18 protein-coding genes and 1 pseudogene are annotated in these 17,260 nt (G+C 66.1%); 3 read left to right on the top strand and 16 right to left on the bottom strand.

The window, feature by feature from the left end; genetic code table 11:
• Positions 1–30: 30 nt before the first annotated feature.
• The gene (locus ABZW96_RS22685; RefSeq protein ID WP_355077459.1) at positions 31–225 is read right to left on the bottom strand and encodes a hypothetical protein; all 195 of its coding nucleotides are present in this window, start codon (positions 223–225) and stop codon (positions 31–33) included.
• Positions 226–454: 229 nt separating this feature from the next.
• Between ABZW96_RS22685 and ABZW96_RS22680 the strand changes: the two genes are divergently transcribed.
• Complete coding sequence (locus tag ABZW96_RS22680) at positions 455–1,093, top strand: PAS and ANTAR domain-containing protein (protein ID WP_355077682.1); 639 nt, start codon at positions 455–457, stop codon at positions 1,091–1,093.
• Positions 1,094–1,300: 207 nt separating this feature from the next.
• Here ABZW96_RS22680 and ABZW96_RS22675 read toward each other — a convergent pair.
• Positions 1,301–1,408: pseudogene (locus tag ABZW96_RS22675) on the bottom strand (winged helix-turn-helix transcriptional regulator); the annotation flags it as partial.
• A gap of 203 nt (positions 1,409–1,611) precedes the next feature.
• On the opposite strand from ABZW96_RS22675, the gene ABZW96_RS22670 reads away from it, so the two are divergent.
• Positions 1,612–2,487: an alpha/beta hydrolase gene (locus ABZW96_RS22670; protein WP_355077457.1), complete on the top strand. Its 876-nt coding sequence runs from the start codon at positions 1,612–1,614 to the stop codon at positions 2,485–2,487.
• Positions 2,488–2,676: 189 nt separating this feature from the next.
• On the opposite strand, the gene ABZW96_RS22665 is transcribed toward ABZW96_RS22670, so the two are convergent.
• From ABZW96_RS22665 to ABZW96_RS22600, 14 genes are all read right to left on the bottom strand, one after another.
• Positions 2,677–3,585, bottom strand: coding sequence for an oxygenase MpaB family protein (locus ABZW96_RS22665; protein WP_355077455.1), 909 nt, complete (start codon positions 3,583–3,585; stop codon positions 2,677–2,679).
• The gene (locus tag ABZW96_RS22660; RefSeq protein WP_355077453.1) at positions 3,582–3,854 is read right to left on the bottom strand and encodes a hypothetical protein; all 273 of its coding nucleotides are present in this window, start codon (positions 3,852–3,854) and stop codon (positions 3,582–3,584) included. Before ABZW96_RS22660 ends, ABZW96_RS22665 begins: the two co-directional genes overlap by 4 nt.
• A gap of 199 nt (positions 3,855–4,053) precedes the next feature.
• Positions 4,054–5,304, bottom strand: a complete 1,251-nt coding sequence (locus ABZW96_RS22655; protein WP_355077451.1) for a TetR/AcrR family transcriptional regulator — start codon at positions 5,302–5,304, stop codon at positions 4,054–4,056.
• Positions 5,305–5,314: 10 nt separating this feature from the next.
• Positions 5,315–6,004 carry a hypothetical protein gene (locus tag ABZW96_RS22650; protein ID WP_355077449.1) on the bottom strand — a complete coding sequence of 230 codons (690 nt, stop codon included), beginning with the start codon at positions 6,002–6,004 and terminating at the stop codon, positions 5,315–5,317.
• 10 nt (positions 6,005–6,014) lie between these two features.
• The gene (locus tag ABZW96_RS22645) at positions 6,015–7,193 is read right to left on the bottom strand and encodes an MlaD family protein (RefSeq protein WP_355077447.1); all 1,179 of its coding nucleotides are present in this window, start codon (positions 7,191–7,193) and stop codon (positions 6,015–6,017) included.
• Positions 7,190–8,320, bottom strand: a complete 1,131-nt coding sequence (locus ABZW96_RS22640) for an MCE family protein (protein WP_355077445.1) — start codon at positions 8,318–8,320, stop codon at positions 7,190–7,192. Before ABZW96_RS22640 ends, ABZW96_RS22645 begins: the two co-directional genes overlap by 4 nt.
• A complete protein-coding gene (locus ABZW96_RS22635) occupies positions 8,317–9,417 on the bottom strand; it encodes an MCE family protein (protein WP_355077443.1) in 1,101 nt (366 codons plus the stop codon). The genes ABZW96_RS22640 and ABZW96_RS22635 overlap by 4 nt, the downstream gene beginning before the upstream one ends.
• Positions 9,417–10,430 (bottom strand): MCE family protein, encoded by a 1,014-nt coding sequence (locus ABZW96_RS22630; RefSeq protein WP_355077441.1) that lies wholly within the window; start codon positions 10,428–10,430, stop codon positions 9,417–9,419. Before ABZW96_RS22630 ends, ABZW96_RS22635 begins: the two co-directional genes overlap by 1 nt.
• A complete protein-coding gene (locus tag ABZW96_RS22625) occupies positions 10,427–11,449 on the bottom strand; it encodes an MlaD family protein (protein ID WP_355077439.1) in 1,023 nt (340 codons plus the stop codon). The genes ABZW96_RS22630 and ABZW96_RS22625 overlap by 4 nt, the downstream gene beginning before the upstream one ends.
• Complete coding sequence (locus ABZW96_RS22620; protein ID WP_355077437.1) at positions 11,446–12,894, bottom strand: MCE family protein; 1,449 nt, start codon at positions 12,892–12,894, stop codon at positions 11,446–11,448. The genes ABZW96_RS22625 and ABZW96_RS22620 overlap by 4 nt, the downstream gene beginning before the upstream one ends.
• An 8-nt stretch (positions 12,895–12,902) precedes the next feature.
• Positions 12,903–13,766, bottom strand: coding sequence for an ABC transporter permease (locus tag ABZW96_RS22615; RefSeq protein ID WP_355077435.1), 864 nt, complete (start codon positions 13,764–13,766; stop codon positions 12,903–12,905).
• Between the two features lie 2 nt (positions 13,767–13,768).
• A complete protein-coding gene (locus ABZW96_RS22610; protein WP_355077680.1) occupies positions 13,769–14,578 on the bottom strand; it encodes an ABC transporter permease in 810 nt (269 codons plus the stop codon).
• Between the two features lie 366 nt (positions 14,579–14,944).
• Positions 14,945–15,133: a hypothetical protein gene (locus tag ABZW96_RS22605; RefSeq protein ID WP_355077433.1), complete on the bottom strand. Its 189-nt coding sequence runs from the start codon at positions 15,131–15,133 to the stop codon at positions 14,945–14,947.
• On the bottom strand, positions 15,133–15,357 hold the full coding sequence (locus tag ABZW96_RS22600; RefSeq protein ID WP_195080102.1) for a hypothetical protein: 225 nt from the start codon (positions 15,355–15,357) through the stop codon (positions 15,133–15,135). Before ABZW96_RS22600 ends, ABZW96_RS22605 begins: the two co-directional genes overlap by 1 nt.
• A gap of 462 nt (positions 15,358–15,819) precedes the next feature.
• On the opposite strand from ABZW96_RS22600, the gene ABZW96_RS22595 reads away from it, so the two are divergent.
• Complete coding sequence (locus tag ABZW96_RS22595) at positions 15,820–17,244, top strand: serine hydrolase domain-containing protein (protein ID WP_355077431.1); 1,425 nt, start codon at positions 15,820–15,822, stop codon at positions 17,242–17,244.
• The last annotated feature ends 16 nt before the right edge of the window (positions 17,245–17,260 follow it).

Genomic DNA, 17,260 nt, shown 5'->3' with positions numbered 1-17,260 from the left:
ATCACATTCGGACGATGGGTACCGACATCCTCAGCGGGACAACCACCCTGCGAACCACCGGGACAGCAGCGGCATGATCACCCACACCATCGCGGCCACCGCGACCGGCACGGTACAGGCCAGCCGGAGCGGCGACGGCAGATGGTCCACTTCCCGCTCCTTGCTTCGCCGCTCACGCCCCGCGTTCTCTCCGAGCAGACGGAGCAGACCACGCCACTGTGACATTCGCGAATGCCTCGCACAGTGTGCCTGCTGCCGGAGCCACGACGCGCATGGTCGGTCTTCCCGCACCAGGGCACGATGGTCGCGCAGGCGCTTCCACAGCTGTGACGCCCGGCCGCCCGCGGATGCGTCGCGGCGTCGTGAGGCGGTTCACGCCTGCGCGGTACACACGCATACCCATTACGCGGCGGGGAATGCCGGACCAGTGAACGACAATGCGCCATCGGGGGCCGTGCCCACGGTCCCCGTCTCCAAAAGAACGGGAAGTTTCCAATTCTGGTTCGCCGATCAACGCTGGGAATGGTCGGAGGAGGTCGCGGCCCTGCACGGGTACGCACCGGGTGAGGTGACACCGACGACGGAACTGGTCCTGGCGCACAAGCATCCGGACGACCGAGCGGAGGTCGCCGACACTTTGGCGACGGCGGTGCGGACCGGGCTGCCGTTCAGCGGCCGCCACCGCATCGTCGATACCGTGGGAGTGACGCACCACGTGCTGGTCGTCGGCGATCAGATGCGTGACGCCACCGGTGCGGTGGTCGGCACGGCGGGGTACTACATCGATGTCACCGACACCGTCGACGAGGAGCGCCAGGAGATCATCGACGCCACGCTGCCGGAGATGGTCGCCGCCCGCGAAGTGATCGAGCAGGCGAAGGGCGCCTTGATGCTGGTGTACGGGATTTCGGCCGATCAGGCATTCCGTGTGCTCACCTGGCGATCACAAGAGACGAATACGAAACTGCGTGTTCTGGCCGAGGAACTCGTGGCCGCGCTGATCGATTTCGGCGGTGCGGATGTGCAGACCCGCACGCGCTTCGACCACGTGCTGCTCACCGCGGACGAACGTCGTGTGCAGGGCTGCTCTTGACCCGATGTCGTCGGGGTCTCGGCTCCCCCGTCGTGTCAGTGGTTGTCCGGACGGCCGTGGTCGATCTCGGCCATGTGCGCTTCGGCCCACGCGCGTAGCGCCGCCAGCGGAACTTCCAGCGACAGACCGAGTTCGGTGAGCCGGTAGTACACGCGGCGGCACGGTGGGTTCCACGCGCCGTGCGACCAGGCCGTCCCCGGTCAGATTCCGGAGTGTCACGGAGAGCATCTTCTGCGAGACACCGGGCATGCGGCGCTGGAGTTCGGCGAAGCGAATCTCGCCGGGCGCGGCCTCGGCGAGCAGTTTCACCACCATGGAGACCCATTTCGTGCCGATGCGGTCGGGCAGCCGCCGGGTCGGACAGGCGGGATCGAACAGGTCACCGGCGGCTTCGACGTGCTTACGCAGGGGATCGGTAGTCACCTCGGGCTCACCACCTGATTCGAAGGTGCGGTCTTGGCAGCGCCGCTCAGCTTACCTACGGTCACCTGATAACCAATAGTGACCAGGAGTAGGTGATGACCACCTTGTCTTCCGAGATCTCGTTGCGCCGCATCGCGACCAATGGCATCGAGGTGAATGTCGCGATCGCCGGACGTGGGCCCGCGGTCCTGTTGTTGCACGGGTTCCCGCACACCTGGCAGCTGTGGTCCGAGGTGATCGGGCCGCTCGCGCGAGGGCACCGAGTGATCGCACCGGACCTGCGCGGCCTCGGGGCGAGCACGCGCGCGGCCGACGGCTACGACGCGGGGAATCTGGCCGTCGACGCCGCAGGACTGCTGGACGCGCTCGGCGAGCCGACCGCGGCGGTGGTCGGAATCGACGCGGGCACGCCACCCGCCTTTCTGCTGGCCATGCGGCACCAGCACCGGGTGCGGCGACTGGTGCTGATGGAATCGCTGCTGGGCACGCTGCCCGGCGCCGAGGATTTCCTGTCCGCCGGGCCGCCCTGGTGGTTCGGGTTCCATGCGGTGCCGGGCCTCGCGGAGAAGGTCGTCGCCGGAAACGAGGCGGCGTATATCGACTGGTTTCTGGACGCGGGCACTTTGGGCCACGGTGTCCCCGGGCCGATTCGGGACGCCTTCGTCGAGGCCTACGGCAACCCGGAGGCGCTGCGATGCGCGTTCTCCTACTACCGTGCGATGCCGGCCAGCGCCCGGCAGATACACGACGCGGCGGCCACCGTACGGCTCACGGTGCCGACCATGGCCGTCGGCGCACACCCGGTGGGTGACGCGCTGGCCCGGCAATTGGCTCCCATCACCGATGTGCTGATCCACCATGAGATTCCGGGTTGCGGGCACATCATCCCGCTGCACGCACCGACGGAACTGGTGTCGCTGCTCAGCGATTTTCTTGCCGCCGACCGCGGGGCCGCACTACGGCCGGATTGACGGGAAAGCGCGGACAAACCAACCGAGCCCCGAACCGGTATACATCGGTTCGGGGCTCGCTCGGGGGTATTCGCGCCTATCCACCGATCGCTCGGTAGTTTGACAAGACGAATGTACCGGGCTGTACGCGAAATCACCAAACCCGGGTTCCGCGGGGGCGGAATGGTTCAACGAGCAACTTGTTCGGACTCATATGAGGTTCTTCTGCTTGCGGATTCGCCGACGCAGATCGACCATCAGCGCGTGCGATCCGCCGTGCCGCACGAAGCGCGGAATGAAGCGGTTGACAAAGGAAACGAATACGAACAGGTTCTCGAACCTCCGCTGGTCGGCGTCGGTCCACTCGACCCGGAGCTGTTCCCGGAAAATCGGGGCCAGGAATCCGATGGTGAGGAACCGGAGCAGGTTCCGGAAAGGCAGCCGCAGGTACCAGTGGATCATGCGAAGATTCAGCAGGCTCTCGAGGTAGCCTCGGACGTAGTCGTCCAGCACGACTTGCTCGCACGCGGTGTTCCAATATTCGTCGAATTCCGCGCGGGTGGCGGGCCACATGTCCTCCGTGACCTGCAAGGTGGTGCCCAGAGTGGAGGACGAGGTGTAGAACGCTTCGGCCTGCTCGTCGTTCATTCTACCGTGTAACAGCTGGTAGGTATCCTCGAAACCGATGTAAAGGCAGGCGGCGACCCACAGTTGGAGGTTGCGGTCGAAGGCGTTGTACTTCACGGCGGCGCCCGGGGCCGAATGCACCTGCCGGTGCGCCACATTCACCGCTTCGCGATATGCCTTGCGCTCTTCGTCGGTACCGAGGATGGCGACCGCGAGATATTGCGTGGTCGTACGCGCCCGTTTCCACGGGTGCTTCATCAGCGAGCCGGACTCCACCTTGCTTTCGGCCACGCCGTAGCCGACGCCCGGCCGGGCCATCTGCATGACGACGTTGGCCGCGGCGCCGGCGAAGGACCAGAAGTCCAGAGCGTCGGTGAGTTTGATCGGCCGCTTGGTGTACGGCCGATGCGTGACGCTGATACCGATGCGGGTGCGGTCCTTCGTCAGCGACGCACTGTGTTCGCGATCGGGTTGATGAGCGACTGCGGTCATCGGGATGTCCTTCCATCTGCGTTCATACGTCGCGCGACCAGGCGAACCAGTCGCGCCGACGTCAGCCGGACACCGCCGAACACCAGCCCGGCGGCGGAGAGCACGACGAGGAACTCGAACACGGTCAACTCCGCTCCCAGCACCTGACTGACGGTCGACGGTCCGGACCCGACCGTGTCGCGCCACCCCGCGGACTCCGAAGCCGGGGTACGCCCGACTCCGGCGCGTTCCCACTTCGGTCGCTCCTCCACGAGAACATCGGCGGGCATCGGACTCTCCTGCGTTCGATGACCTGGACCGGTCACCCGTGCTTATGTTACTGATGATTCTACTCGACTCCCAGTTACTGACGCAATAAAACTAGGAACCAAGGCGATATTTACTGGGCGCATAGAATCATATGTGGTCCTATGTTCTGAGTCTCGCACCGATCGCCAGGCCGTCGGAATGGCCGCCGTGCCAGGTCGCTCATTTCCGCACGCCGGGCGGTCGTGTCGCCGTATCGAACAAGATGACCCGCATCAAGCGCGCCACGGCATCCTGCGGACAGCCGTGCCCGCCGTCGCCGAGGGCCCTGCCGAGGTCGACGACCAGACCGAACGCGGCGTGCACGAGAATTCGCGCTTGCGCTGCGGAGAGATCGGAGCGCACGGCGACCAGCAGCTTGCCCCACTCGGCCACCGACAGACGCTGAATGTTGCGCAACACGACTCGGTCTTCGGCCGGGACGTGCGAGAACTCCGTGTAGTAGACGAATGTCAGTTCCCGCTCGGCGAAGGAGCCCGCGACGTAGAGTTCGATCAATTCTGTCAGCGCCGCGGAGGGAGTGGCCGAAGACGCGATGACGGGACCGATGGCGTCCGCCACCTGGTCGGCGGCGCGACGGAAAGCGGCGGTCAACAGGTCGCTTTTGCTGCGGTAGTAGCGGTAGACCGCGGACGCGGCGGCCAGGTCCGCCGCGGCGGCGATGTCCTCGACGCTGACATTCGGATATCCGCGCTCATGGAACAGTTCCACGGCTTTCGCCAGCAACAACTGATGTTTGAAAGGGGTCGGCGGGTCCGTCGACGGCTGCGCGACGGGGGATTCGGCGAAAGTCGGCAACACCGCGTGCACCGCCGTCCAACAGGCGGAGGCCAGCAGGGCCGCGAGGGATTTCGTCGGCAGGGCGGCGTGGTGATCACCGATGCTGCTGACGATGCTGAGTATCGCCACCGCACGGACGAATTCGTCTCGCTTGCTCAACCCTGGGCGCACCGCAGCGATCAGCCGGCGAAGCGCGGTGATCGAGGTCGCGAATTGATCGGTGAGGGTCTTGCCGTCTTCGTCATCCAGATAGCGGCCTTCCCAGCGCGCCAGAGTCACGGTCGGGCGATTGGTGACGGCCTGGGCGATCAAGGCATCGATGACGTATCGCAATCGAGCCTCGGCGCTCCAGCTCTCGGCCTCGGCGGGAAGTGTCACCGCGTCGACGGTGATCTGGCCCAAGCGGAGCAACTCTTCGCGGAACAGCGAATACTTGCTGGGGTAGTGGCGATACAGCGCCGCGGAGCTGATCCCGACCTTGGCCGCGATCTCCTCCATGCTGACGCCGTGATAGCCGAGGGCCCCGAACGCGGCGGCGGACGTGGCCGCGATCTGCACCCGCCGGTTGCGCGGGCGCCTGCGCACCACCCGTTCCGAGCCGGGCTCGGCGGATTCTGTTCTCGCGCTTTTCACGGCACCGGCGTCACGGTTGCGCGGGTAATGTCAACGGCGAGTTGACCTTGTTCACCAGCCACCTGTCCCCGACCTTCTCCAAGCGCATCACCATCGACAATTGCCCCGGCGCGGGCTTGCCCTTGGTGCCGAGACTGGTGATGGTCTGGCCGATGACCACGATCGCTTCGGCGGAGTGTTCGTCACCGGCGCGAATCGCGCACTGCACGTCGCGCGTGGCCGAAGTGACCTGGCCTTCGCCGAGCACCGCACGCAGCTCCGTGCTGGTGGACTCGAATTGTTTCTTCCAGTCGCCGGTGGCGCCGTCGCTGACGGCGGCGAAGTAGGCGTCGAGATTCTTCGAGTCGTAGTTCGCCAGGACGGGCGCGTACCTGCAGGCCGCGGCGCGTGCGTCTTCCTGTGCCGCCAGCAGATTCTTGCTGTTGTGATCCTGGACGTACCAGTAACCGGCCGACGCCACCGACACACCCACGAGGATCGCGGCCGCCGAACGCAGGGCGATCGGACCGGGACGGCGGATCGGCAGACCGCGCAGCCAGCGCCACCGATCACCGGATTTCGCTGTGCCGGTTCCGGCGGGATTCGCGTCCGGCGCAGTCGTGCCCGCGGAGCCGGTGCGCACGGACTCGGCGTCCTTCTCATCCGCTTGCGTTGCGCGCGAGCCGGTTTCGGCGGGCGGATCGACGTCTTCATTCTTCATCGGAAATCTCCTAGTTGCCGGGGACCGGGCGGGACAGTTCGTCGCCATGGACACCGGGCGGCCGGGCGGCCCCGTTGTCCGGAATGCCGGGACGCGGCGCGTTCGCCGAACCACGCACCTGCAGGGCGGGATCGTTGGTGACGCAGTAGTTGTAGAGCCGGACTCGGGTGTCGGTCATCTTGTCCGTGGGCACCACCGGGATGGTGTCGTATTCGCATGTGGGGCGCGGCCAGATGTCGACCAGGGTGTAGAAGGCGTTGTCGTGGGCGGGTATGCCCAGCGCCTCCGAGCCGACCCGCAACGCGGGGAACAGTGCCGCGATCGCCGGGGCGCGCAGCTTGGCCGCCTTGGTGATCGCGACGAAGTTCGTCACCAGGTTCGTGATGGGATCCTGGGTGCGGGACACGAAGCCGCCGAGCGTGCCGAGCTGGGCGGGCCCTTCGTCCAGGAGGTGACGTACTTCCAGATCCGCCGCGGTCAGCTGCTCGAACAGCACGCCGCCCGTGCGCGTGAGTGTCGCGAGGTCCGGTTGCGCATGCGAGGTCGTCTCCGCGATCACTTCGAGGTTTTCGATCAGCTGACGTGTCTGCGGCAGCAGGTCGGTCAGCCCGGCCATGGCGCGACTGATGCCCGACACCATGTTGCGCAACTGGTCGGGGCCTCCGGCCAGCGCCTTGTCGAGTTCGTCGACGATCACGTTCAACCGGTCCGGGTTCAATCCCCCGATGAAGCCGCTGAGATCGGTCAGCACCGACTGCACGCTCACCGGCACGGTCGTCTGGGAGCGTTCCACCAGCGCGCCGTCGGTGAGGTAGGGGCCGGTGTCGGAATCCGGGCGGAAGTCCAGGTACTGCTCGCCCGCCGCCGACAACCGGCCGACGGCGACCGTGCCGCCCACGGGAATCTCGGCAGCGGAGTCGATCTCGGCCACGGCCGCGACGCCGCTGCCCGCGACTTTCACCTCGCGGACCTTGCCGACCCTGGTGCCGCGGAAGGTGACGTCGTTGCCCGCCGACAAGCCACCGGACGACTGCAACTCCACAGTCACCGTGTAGTCGTCGCGTAGCGGATCGAACCGCAGGACTTCGGCGCCGAGATAGGCCGCGCCGAGGATCAGCACCACGATCAATCCGAAGTTCGCCACCGCGACACGGCGGCGGACCAGCCATCGCCACAAGGGGGGATTCATCGCTCTCCTCCTTGCTGGGGCTGCTGAGGTTGCTGTGGCGGGCTGGTGACCCGGCCGATCACCTTCTCGATCACCTGCGCCAAGCTGCCGATGAACGCGGGCACGTCGCCGATCTCGGGCAGCCTGCTGCCGCTGGGATCGGTCAAGGCCCCGACGCTGAGGTAGGACACCGTCGCGGCGACGGCCAGGGCGGGCCCGTCGAGGCTCGCCATCAGCGAGGGATAGATGGTGTGCAGGCCGTTCAACGTTCCGTCCAGGTCGTCGCCCATCTGGGTGAAACCCGCCATCAACCGCTGGATGCTGTCGAACAAGCTGACCGCCTGCGGGCCGGTCGTCTCGGTGAAATCGCCGAGCGCGGTCATCGTGGTCGAGACTTTGTCGAGCAGGTCCACGATGGACTGGTTGTTCTCCGCGAGCAGAGCCAGCAGCCCGGGGAAGGTATCCGCGGCGTCGCCCAACTCGGCCTTCCGCCTGGCCAATTCACCGGTGAGCACGTTGAGGCCGGTCAGGACGCTGTCGATGTCGCCGGTGCGCTGATTCAGCGCGGCGATGACACCGGTCAGTTCGCTGAGCAGGTGCGCGAGTTGTGGCGCGCGGCCCGCGAACATCGAATCCATCTCGGAGGTGATCTTCGCGGCCTGGTTGATGCCGCCGCCGTTGATCAACATCGAGACCGACATCATCAGCTGCTCGACGGACGCGGCCGCCGACGTGTGCTCGGTTCCGATGACGTCACCGGCGCGCAGATTCTCGCCGCCGGATGTGGCCGCGGGCAACGTCATCGCGACGAAGATGTCGCCGAGCGGCGTCGCCTGACGCAACTCCGCGGTGGTACCGCGTGGCAGCTGGATGTCCTCCCTGATCAGCATTTCCACCTCCGCGATGAAGTTGGTCGTGCTGATCGCGGTGACGACGCCGATATCGGTGCCACCGATCTTCACGTGCGCGTGATCGGGCAGATTGAGCGCGTCACGGAAGGCCGCGCGAATGGTGTAGCCGGGGGCTCCGATACCCGGTTTGGGCATCGGCAGATTCGCCACCGTCACGCCGCAGCCGGTCGCGGTGCCCATGACCGCGACCAACGCCGCCGCCACCGCGGTGCGTCGAAGCGGGTTCGTTCCGGTCATTTCGAAATCCCCAGTAGTGCCGCGGTGAGGCCGAAGTCGGGCCCGAAGTCCTGGATTTTCCCGGTGCGGCAGCCATCCAGGCGCATCTGGACGCGTTCGCAGAACTGGGACACGACCTCGTTGTCGAGCAGGACCTTGTCGGTCAGCGCGTGCAGGCGCAGCGCTTGGTGCTCCCGGCTGACCGCGTTGGACAAGTTCTCGAACAGCAACGGCCCGACGTCGACGATCTCGGTGAGACCGCGGGCGTTGGCCCGCATCTGTTCGGTGATGGTCGTGAATCGCTCCAGCGCACCGGCGAGCTGATCGGAGTTCTCGCCGACCAGCGTGGCGGTGTTGGCGACGAACTGGTCCAACTGCCGCAGCACCGCCTGCAGACCGGGCGCCTGGTCGCCCATCAGCTGCACCAGTTCGGTGAGGCGGCCGCTGAAATCACGTACCGTCTGGTCGTTCTGGGCGATGATCTGCGTGATCTCGTTGAGTTTGATGATCGTGTTCGAGATCTGGTCCTTGTTGGCGAAGGTCACCTCGAACGCCGAGGACAGCGCGTCCAGGGTCGCGCGCAGTCTGTCGCCGTTGCCGTCCAAGAGCGGGAACAGGACACGGCTGGCCATCGGACCGTTCCGGTCGTCGCCTTTGAGCGCGGCGCCGAGCTGGTCGAAATTCTGCAGGATGCGGTCGAGTTCGACCGGTGTGCGCGTCCTGGCCAGCGGGATGTGCGTCCCGTCGGTGAGCAGCGGCCCGTCCCCGCTGTACGCGGGGGCGAGTTCGACATGCCGATTGGTGATCAGCTGCGGCGACACCAAGGCGGCGATGGCATCGGCCGGGACCTTGGTTCCCTGTTCCAGGCTCATGGTGACCTGGACGTAGCTGCCCTTGGCCTCCACGGTGTCGACCCGGCCGACCGGAACGCCCAGCACCGCGACCTCGTTGCCCGCGTACAGCCCGGCGACGTTCTCGAAATCGGCGCTGATGCGGATGCGCTCGCCGAGGTACTGCCGCGGCAGCGCGGTCAGGCTGTCCGGTACGAGCGCGCAGCTCGCGGTGACCAGCGCGGCCACGATCAGCACGCCGAGCTGCGCGAATCGTCGTGTTCTCATCAATTGCACCCCTGTACGGCTCGAGCGAAGCACAGCCAGTTGTCCGGGAAGAACCACGGCGCCCAGACGTCGCCGTACGGACCGTTGCCGACGGCGTTGTTGAACTGCCGCAGAGCGATCGGCATGTTCTCGTAGAGCCGGTCCAGATTGTCGCGGTTCTTGACCAATCCCTCGGACATGGTGTTCAGGTCGTGGATCAGCGGCCCGAGCTGGCCGTTGTTCTCCAGACCCATCTCCTGGAGCAATCTCGACAGGGCCGCGACGTTGTCGAGCAACTGTTTCAACAGCTCCTGTCGCTGCTGGACGGCGTTGCCGATCGCCTCGCCGCGGGTCAGCAGCAACAGCACGCTGTTCTGGTTGTCCGAGACCAGCTGGGACACCTGGTCCATGCTCTTCAGCAGCGAGTCCACTTCGTCGCGGCGATCGGTCACGACCTTGGCGAGCGCGCCGATGCTGTCGAGCGCCTGGACCGCCAGCTGCGGGGAATCCCCCATCTGCTGGTCGACCAGGTCGAGCGCCTGGCGTAGCTTCTGCGGATCGAGGCGTTCGATGCGTTCGAAGGAGTTCTTGTACTTCGGGTCCTGGATGACCTTGCTCAGGTTGTACGGCACCGACGTGTTCTCGATGCGGATGCGATTGCCCGGCAGGCCCTTTCCGTCTCCTGGCACCAGGTCCACGTGCAGGCGGCCGAGAATCGTCGACATCTTGATCGCCGCACGCGCGTCGGGGCCGAGACGGAGATCGCGACGCACTTTGAGATCGACCACGACCTTGGTGCCTTCGAGCCGGACCGCGCGCACCGCACCCACTTCGATTCCCGACACATCCACCGTCGCGCCGGGACGCAAACCTGCGGCCTGGGCGAATTCGGCGTGAATCGTCTTGTCGCCCAACCGGGCCTGGGTCAGGACACTGGAGCCGATCAACAGAGCGGCCACCGTCGCGGCGGCGACCAGGCCGAGTCGCAGATACCGGTTCCGCAGGAATCCCGGCCACGGAATGCGCTTGCTCATCGGCACACCTCCGAATGCGAGTTGCCGCCCACCTGGGAGAACAGTCCAGGAGGCAACAGCACGCCCCACAACGACACGTCGAGGCTGCACAAATACGCGTTGCCGTAGGCGCCGTTGCTGGTGAAGCGCGCGACACCGTTGAGTACGGCGGGCAGTTCGACCGCAGCCCGGTCCAAGGAAGCGCCGTTGAGCAGCAGCAACGCCACACCTGTGGTGGCATCGTTCTGCGCCTTCGACAAACCTGGCTTGACCTGCATGATCAGCTGGGTCAGCGAGTCGGTCGTGTGCGCGACGCGGTCCACCGACTGCTTCAGACTCTCGCCTTGCGAGTAGAGCGCCTCGACCAGCGCCCTGGCCTGGGTGAGCAGCGTCTCCAGCTCGCCGCTGCGATTGGCCAGGCCGCCGATCACGGAGCTCAGGTTGCTCAGGACCTCCCCCAGGATCTTGTCCCGCTGCCCGAAAGTGCCCGCCAGATCCGCGGCTTGGGTGATCAGGCTGCTGAGCGACACCTGGTTGCCTTGCAGGGCCTGGATCAACGTCTCGGACAGGGAATTGACCTGATCGGGTTGCAGCACGCTGAACAACGGCTCGAAGCCGGACAACAACGCGGACACGTCGAACGACGGTTCGGTTCGCTCCAGCGGAATCCGCGCGCCCGCCGCGACGACGGCGCCGGCTTCCTTGCCCGGCGCCAGGGCGATATAGCGCTGACCGATCAGATTCTGGTAGCGCACCAGCGCCTTCGTCGTGGTGGTGAGATGCTGGCGCGCATCGATCCGGAACTCCACCTCGGCGCGGTAGCCGTCGGTGAAGTCGATCTTGTCCACGCGACCGACCCGCACGCCTGCCATGCGTACGTCGTCCCCGACGCGCAGGCCGAGCACGTCGGAGAAGACCGCCGAGTAGCGCTGGGTATCCCCGGTGACCGACCGCTGCAACGTGGACCAGATGGTGACGGTGAGCGCGATCGCCAGCACCGCGAACAAGCTGAATCCCGCCAGCGCCTTGCCTGATCTCATCGGCGCGCCCCTCCCTCGTCGGCGGCGGTCACGGTGACCGATCCGCCCGCCAGCACCGGAGTCAGCAGCAGGTACTGGGCCACGGTCGGCCGCCCTCCCACGATCGCCGCCACGGCGTCGGAACCGCGCAGCGCGATGGGCCGCGCCTCGGGGCCCGGACTCTGCGGGCCGGGCTCGCCGGGTGCCACGGCGCTCGGCGAAAGGCCGGGGACGGACGGCAGACCCGGGATGAACGGGAGACCGGGAATCGCGGGCAGGCCCGGCAGCACCAGCCCCATCGCGCCCAGCGGCGCGGGCGCGACCGGTACGGGTGCGGGCCCCGCCGCGTCGAGCCACTTCGGCATCAGCTGCGGCGGGTAGTTCTGCTCCGGCGCCACCTCGGGCACCGTGGCGCCTCCGCAGCGGGGACCGTACTGGTCGCCGTAGTGCGGGCAGTCCTTCGCCGTGTACTGCTGGAACGGCGTGAACGAGACATCCATCTGCCACACCATCTGTTTGGACGGACCGAAGTGGAACGTGGTCGCCAGCCGTCGCAGGGCCACGTTCAGATTCGCGGCCGTGTACGGAATGGCCTCGGGATCCTTGGCCAACCCGCCGAACAGGTCGTCCAGACCGGACACGAGGAACTTGCCCGCGTCGGGGTTGCGGGCGAACAGTGCGTTGACCGAGTCGACCGTCGCGTTACCGGTGGCCAGCAAGTCGATGAGCTTCGACCGTCGTTCGGCCAGCGTGCGGGCGGTGGTCACCGACTCCGACAGCACCCCGACCAGTTCGGGAGCCGACTGGCTCAACGCGATCGATGCCCGCCCGAGGTCACCGAGCAGCGCGTCGATGCCGGGCGTCGCCCGAATTTCGGTCAGCCAGTTGTCCAGGCGCTCCACCGTCGAGCCGGGCGCACGCGCCGCGGGATCCAGCGCGGCCGCGAGAGTGGCCAGCACCCGGCCCAATTTCTCCGGTTGGATGTTCTCGAGCACGTTCCGCAGCACATTCAACGTCGTCTGCAACGCCACCGTCTCGCTGCTGGTGTCCTCCGCGATGGTGGCGCCTGCGCGCAGCGTTTCCGGTTCAGGGCCGTTGTCGACGAATTCGATCGCCGTGACGCCGAACAGGTTGTTCGGGATCACCCTGGCCGTCACGTTCACCGGAATGGTCGAGGCGACACCCGGTTTCAGATCCACGCGCGCCTGCTGCCGGGCGCCGCGGGCCACCACGTCCACCGCGGCCACCCGGCCGACGACCATGCCGCGGAATTTGACGTCCGCCCGCCCGGGCAAGCCGTCGCCGGTGCTGGTGAGCTCCACGGTCACCGGGACCTTGTCCTCGAAGTAGCCGGTGTAGCGCAGCGCGAGCAGGTACAGCAGGACCGCGACCGTCGTCAGCACCGCCAACCCGGCGAGGGTGAGCTGTCTCGCGGTCGGTCCGCGACCACTGGGGTCAAGAATCATCGTCGGCCTTACCCCGAGATCCGGAATCCGGGATCGATGCCCCAGATCGTCAGCGTGAGAAAGAGATTCGCGAACACCATCACGACGATCACCATCTTGATGGCGCGCCCGGCCGCGACCCCGACGCCTTCCGGGCCACCGGTGGCGACGTAGCCGTGGTAACACTGGATGAACGTCGAAAGCAGCACGAACACCACTACTTTGAGCAGCGAGAAGAAGACGTCCGGGCCGATCAGGAACTGGAAGAAGTAGTGATCGTAGGTGCCCGCCGCCGTGCCGCCCAAGAACAGCACCGTGATCTTGGTGGCCAGGTAGGCGGTGGCGAGCCCGATGCTGTAGAGCGGGATGATGGTCAGGGTCGCGGCGATCATGCGGGTGCTGATCAGATACGGCAGCGGGCGGATGGCGATGGATTCCAGCGCGTCGATCTCCTCGGAGATGCGCATCGAGCCCAGTTGAGCGGTGAACCGGCATCCCGCCTGGATGGCGAAAGCCAAGGTCGCGAGGATCGGCGCGAGTTCGCGAGTGGTCGCGAATCCGGAGATCGCTCCGGTGAGCGGAGACATCGTCAGCAGATTAAGAGCCGTGAACGACTCCATGCCGACGATGATGCCGCCGAACGCGCACAGGATGACGACCACACCGATCGTGCCGCCGCCCACGATGAGCGAGCCGTTGCCCCAGCCGACATCGGCCGTCAGCCGAGCCACCTCACGGCGATAGTGCTTCAGGACGAACGGGATGGCGATCAGCGCCTGGAAGAACGTGATGGCCTGATGCCCCACACGCCGATTGGCGTGCACAGGCGCCAGCGCGACTTTCCCGGCGGCATGCAGGGGCCGCAGCGCCGGAGGTGTGTAGCTGCTCGCCATGCTCACACCACCTTCGCCGGAAAGAGCGTGTTGTACAGCTGAGTGAGAATGATGTTGGTGGCGAACAACATCAGCGCCGAGCTGACCACCGCCGAGTTCACCGCGTTCGCGACACCGCCAGGGCCGCCGTGCGCGTGCAAGCCGATATCACAGGCGATGACCGCGGTCAGCACACCGAAGATCGCGGCCTTGACCAAGGCGATGATCAGATCGTTCGCCACCGCGAAGGACGCGAACGAGCTGATGAACGAGCCCGGCGTACCGGATTGGGCGTACACGTTGAACATGTACGCGGTGGCGAATCCGACGAACACGACGAATCCGCAGAGCAGGACGCTCACCAGCACCGCCGCCGCGAGCCGGGGCGCGACCAGGCGGCGTACCGGATCGACGCCCATCACCATCATCGCGTCGATCTCTTCCCGGATGGTTCGCGATCCCAGATCGGCACAGATCGCCGAACCGACCGCACCGGCGACCATCAACGCCGACACCAGCGGAGCGCCCTGGCGGATGATGCCCAATCCGGCGACCGCGCCGATGAATGTCGTTGCGCCGACTTGATTCACGAGCGCGCCGACCTGGATGGATACCACGACGGCGATCGGGATGGCCACGAATACCGTCGGCGCCGCCGACACGTTGGCCATGAAGGCGCACTGCTTGATGAATTCCCGGTACGGGAATCGTGCCCGCACCAGTGAGACGAACAGCTGGACGAAGGCTTCGCGGCCCAGAGTGACCTGCCTGCCCAGTGTTTCCAGCGACCGCTGGGGGTGGCGCCGCCACAAGCCCGAAGCGCTGTCGATCATCTTCCCGAGCTCGCCCGGTTCCAGTGGCGGTTGCTTGTCGGCTGGCGTTCGCAACGAGGCAGTCACCGGTAGCCGTTCCTTTCCGATTTCTCGTCCACCGCGCCGGCGGCCGCCCCTTCGATGGCGCGGAGCGGGTGAAGTGTTGCACACCTCACAGACGTCAGACAAGTTACAAGTGATTCATTATTCCAGTCATCAGCATCCGCCGAAGCACACGGTCCATATCAAGGACCTCGGCAGATACCGCCTTTATCCTGCGCATACGTGCGACCACTGCACATAGATGACCACTTCGGAAAGCGACTCCCGATGGTAAGTAATCCTCTATTCTGCACTCGGACGACCAGAGCCGAGTCAGCGAAGCCGCTAGGCGATGGCCTCCAGCCAACGTTGCAGCAGCACCGCGAGTGCGGCGAGCACCGCGCAGCCGGCCAGGAAAAGACCGAGTACGGCCACCCACAGCCCGAAGCGGAGCACGGGATTGACCTTCATCCGCCCACCGAGGACCTTGACCACGATCACGAGAACGTCGATGAGCCACACCAAAGCCATCATCAGGTCATGCACACATTCGAGAAGGTCAGCACGGGCCAGCACACGATCGATCCCAGGAACGACATCAGCAGATCGATGCCGTGCATATCGCGCAGATGACCGGTGTGCGTGAGCGTCCAGATCACCCCGGCCAGGCCGTAGGGAACGCCAATGATGATGAGAGTGCCGAGGAACTCGGAGACCTTCATCTCGTAACCGAGTATTCGGTCCAGCTTCTTGAGCATGCGTCGATGCATCCTTTCGATTCGATCCACGCCTCCGCACACGCATCGGACACCACCGGAAGCGGCGTCCGGCCGCACGCGCCAGTCAACGAGATCCGCGCCGTATGTTAGTCGATATTCTTCCATATACGGAAGGGGTATCGAGAGATGCGGACCGGCAACTTGGATATCAGCAGGAAATAGCTCCATATGAGCAGCCTGTCGCCCGGATCATGTTGATGGACATTCTTCTGGATGTGCAACACTGCGCCCGCACCAGATGCGCCACGACACGCACGTCTACGTTGGCGGCGTTCGGTTTCGACACGGCGCACATGTCGTCGATTACGTCGACCACCGGCGCGAGCGCCTCGCCATCTGCGCCCCGCACCCCGCCACGCCGCCACGTAAGGCCGAGGCGGGAATGGACTCCGTCGCACGGGCTTGACCTTGCCCCTGGGGCAAGGTTGGACGGTGGTCGGCATGAACAACAACGCACTGCACACCGCCGAAGCCCGGATTCGCGAGCAGATCGCCGCCTACTGCCTGTCCAACGAAGTCCCCGGATTCGTCGCGGGCGTCTACCGTGCGGGCGAGCAGATCGTCGTCGCCCACGGCACCGCGAACGTCGCCACCGGGGCGCCGATGCGCGCGGACACCGGGTTCCTCTTCGGCTCGGTGACCAAGGTGCTGACCACCACGCTGGTCCTCCAACAGGTCGAGCGCGGGCTGCTCGATCTGGACGCGCCGGTGGTGCGGTACCTGCCCGAGTTCGCCCTGACCGCGCCGGGCGCCGCGGAGAAGATCCTGGTTCGCCACCTCATTTCGCATACCAACGGCATCGATGCGGACTTGTTCTTCCCCGATGCGAAAGGGCGCGACTCCCTGAAAACTTATGTCGAGGGTCTCGCGCGCAATTGCGGTGTCCTGTTCGAGCCCGGCGAGCAGCTCAGCTACTCCAACGGCGGCATGATCGTCGCGGGCCGCCTGCTGGAGGTGGTGACCGGTCTGTCCTTCCCCGACCTGCTCGAGCGCGATGTCTACGCACCTGTCGGCATGACCGACTCCAGCACGTCGGCCGAACGGGCGATCCTGCGCAGCACCGCCATCGGGCACTTCCCGGACCCCGAGACCATGGCGGCCGAGCCCACCGGAATGTTCACACTGCCCGACACCTGGGGACCGGCCGGCGGCACGCCGATCGGCACCGTCGCCGACCTGCTCGCCTTCGGACGCATCCATCTCGCGGGCGGTGTGTCCCCTTCCGGAACGCGCGTCCTCTCGGCCGGGTCGACCGCACTGATGCAACAGGTCTCGCACGACATGGCCACCCCGAACGTCCCCCCGATGGGCCTGGGTTGGGTGCGGTATCCGTTCGGCGACACGATCGTCCTCGCGATGTCGGGCGCGTCACCCGGCGGCGTGTCCATTCTGTGCGTCGTGCCCGAGCACGACCTCGTGTTCACCGCCTTCGGCAACACCCCGGGGGCGATCATGCTGCACGACCAGATCCTGCGCTGGCTGCTGAGCGAACACCTCGGCGTTCGGATCCCCACCCTGATCACCGAATCGGCGCAGGACATCGATCTCACACCCTACGTGGGCACCTACCGTTCCGATCAGCTGCGCGTCGAGGTCGGCGTCGTCGACGGCCAACTCGAGGAGCGCGTGACCTACGAACCGGCGGACGCATCGCAGGAGCGGATCTTCACCGAGTTCGCCGGGGGCACGACCACCGCCCCTCCGCAACGGTACGTGCCGATCCGGCCCGGCCTTTTCGCGCCCGCCGGATACCCGTTCGAGACGTTCGACGGATACCTGCGACTGCTGCTCGTCTCCTTCCACGACATCCGTGACGGCCGAGCGCGTTTCCGCAACGGCGGCGGCCGACTTACCCGGCGGGCCTGACCGCTGTCGGAGCCAT

This window comes from Nocardia sp. NPDC004168, assembly GCF_040610355.1.
Taxonomy (GTDB): domain Bacteria; phylum Actinomycetota; class Actinomycetes; order Mycobacteriales; family Mycobacteriaceae; genus Nocardia; species Nocardia sichangensis.
This window is presented reverse-complemented; position numbering and strand designations above follow the sequence as displayed.

Coding starts and splice junctions, on each gene's coding strand:
- ABZW96_RS22685 (WP_355077459.1), bottom strand. CDS start 225: ATGTCACAGTGGCGTGGTCTGCTCCGTCTGCTCGGAGAGAACGCGGGG.
- ABZW96_RS22670 (WP_355077457.1), top strand. CDS start 1,612: ATGACCACCTTGTCTTCCGAGATCTCGTTGCGCCGCATCGCGACCAAT.
- ABZW96_RS22665 (WP_355077455.1), bottom strand. CDS start 3,585: ATGACCGCAGTCGCTCATCAACCCGATCGCGAACACAGTGCGTCGCTG.
- ABZW96_RS22660 (WP_355077453.1), bottom strand. CDS start 3,854: ATGCCCGCCGATGTTCTCGTGGAGGAGCGACCGAAGTGGGAACGCGCC.
- ABZW96_RS22650 (WP_355077449.1), bottom strand. CDS start 6,004: ATGAAGAATGAAGACGTCGATCCGCCCGCCGAAACCGGCTCGCGCGCA.
- ABZW96_RS22645 (WP_355077447.1), bottom strand. CDS start 7,193: ATGAATCCCCCCTTGTGGCGATGGCTGGTCCGCCGCCGTGTCGCGGTG.
- ABZW96_RS22640 (WP_355077445.1), bottom strand. CDS start 8,320: ATGACCGGAACGAACCCGCTTCGACGCACCGCGGTGGCGGCGGCGTTG.
- ABZW96_RS22635 (WP_355077443.1), bottom strand. CDS start 9,417: ATGAGAACACGACGATTCGCGCAGCTCGGCGTGCTGATCGTGGCCGCG.
- ABZW96_RS22630 (WP_355077441.1), bottom strand. CDS start 10,430: ATGAGCAAGCGCATTCCGTGGCCGGGATTCCTGCGGAACCGGTATCTG.
- ABZW96_RS22625 (WP_355077439.1), bottom strand. CDS start 11,449: ATGAGATCAGGCAAGGCGCTGGCGGGATTCAGCTTGTTCGCGGTGCTG.
- ABZW96_RS22620 (WP_355077437.1), bottom strand. CDS start 12,894: ATGATTCTTGACCCCAGTGGTCGCGGACCGACCGCGAGACAGCTCACC.
- ABZW96_RS22615 (WP_355077435.1), bottom strand. CDS start 13,766: ATGGCGAGCAGCTACACACCTCCGGCGCTGCGGCCCCTGCATGCCGCC.
- ABZW96_RS22610 (WP_355077680.1), bottom strand. CDS start 14,578: ATGATCGACAGCGCTTCGGGCTTGTGGCGGCGCCACCCCCAGCGGTCG.
- ABZW96_RS22605 (WP_355077433.1), bottom strand. CDS start 15,133: ATGATGGCTTTGGTGTGGCTCATCGACGTTCTCGTGATCGTGGTCAAG.
- ABZW96_RS22600 (WP_195080102.1), bottom strand. CDS start 15,357: ATGCTCAAGAAGCTGGACCGAATACTCGGTTACGAGATGAAGGTCTCC.
- ABZW96_RS22595 (WP_355077431.1), top strand. CDS start 15,820: ATGAACAACAACGCACTGCACACCGCCGAAGCCCGGATTCGCGAGCAG.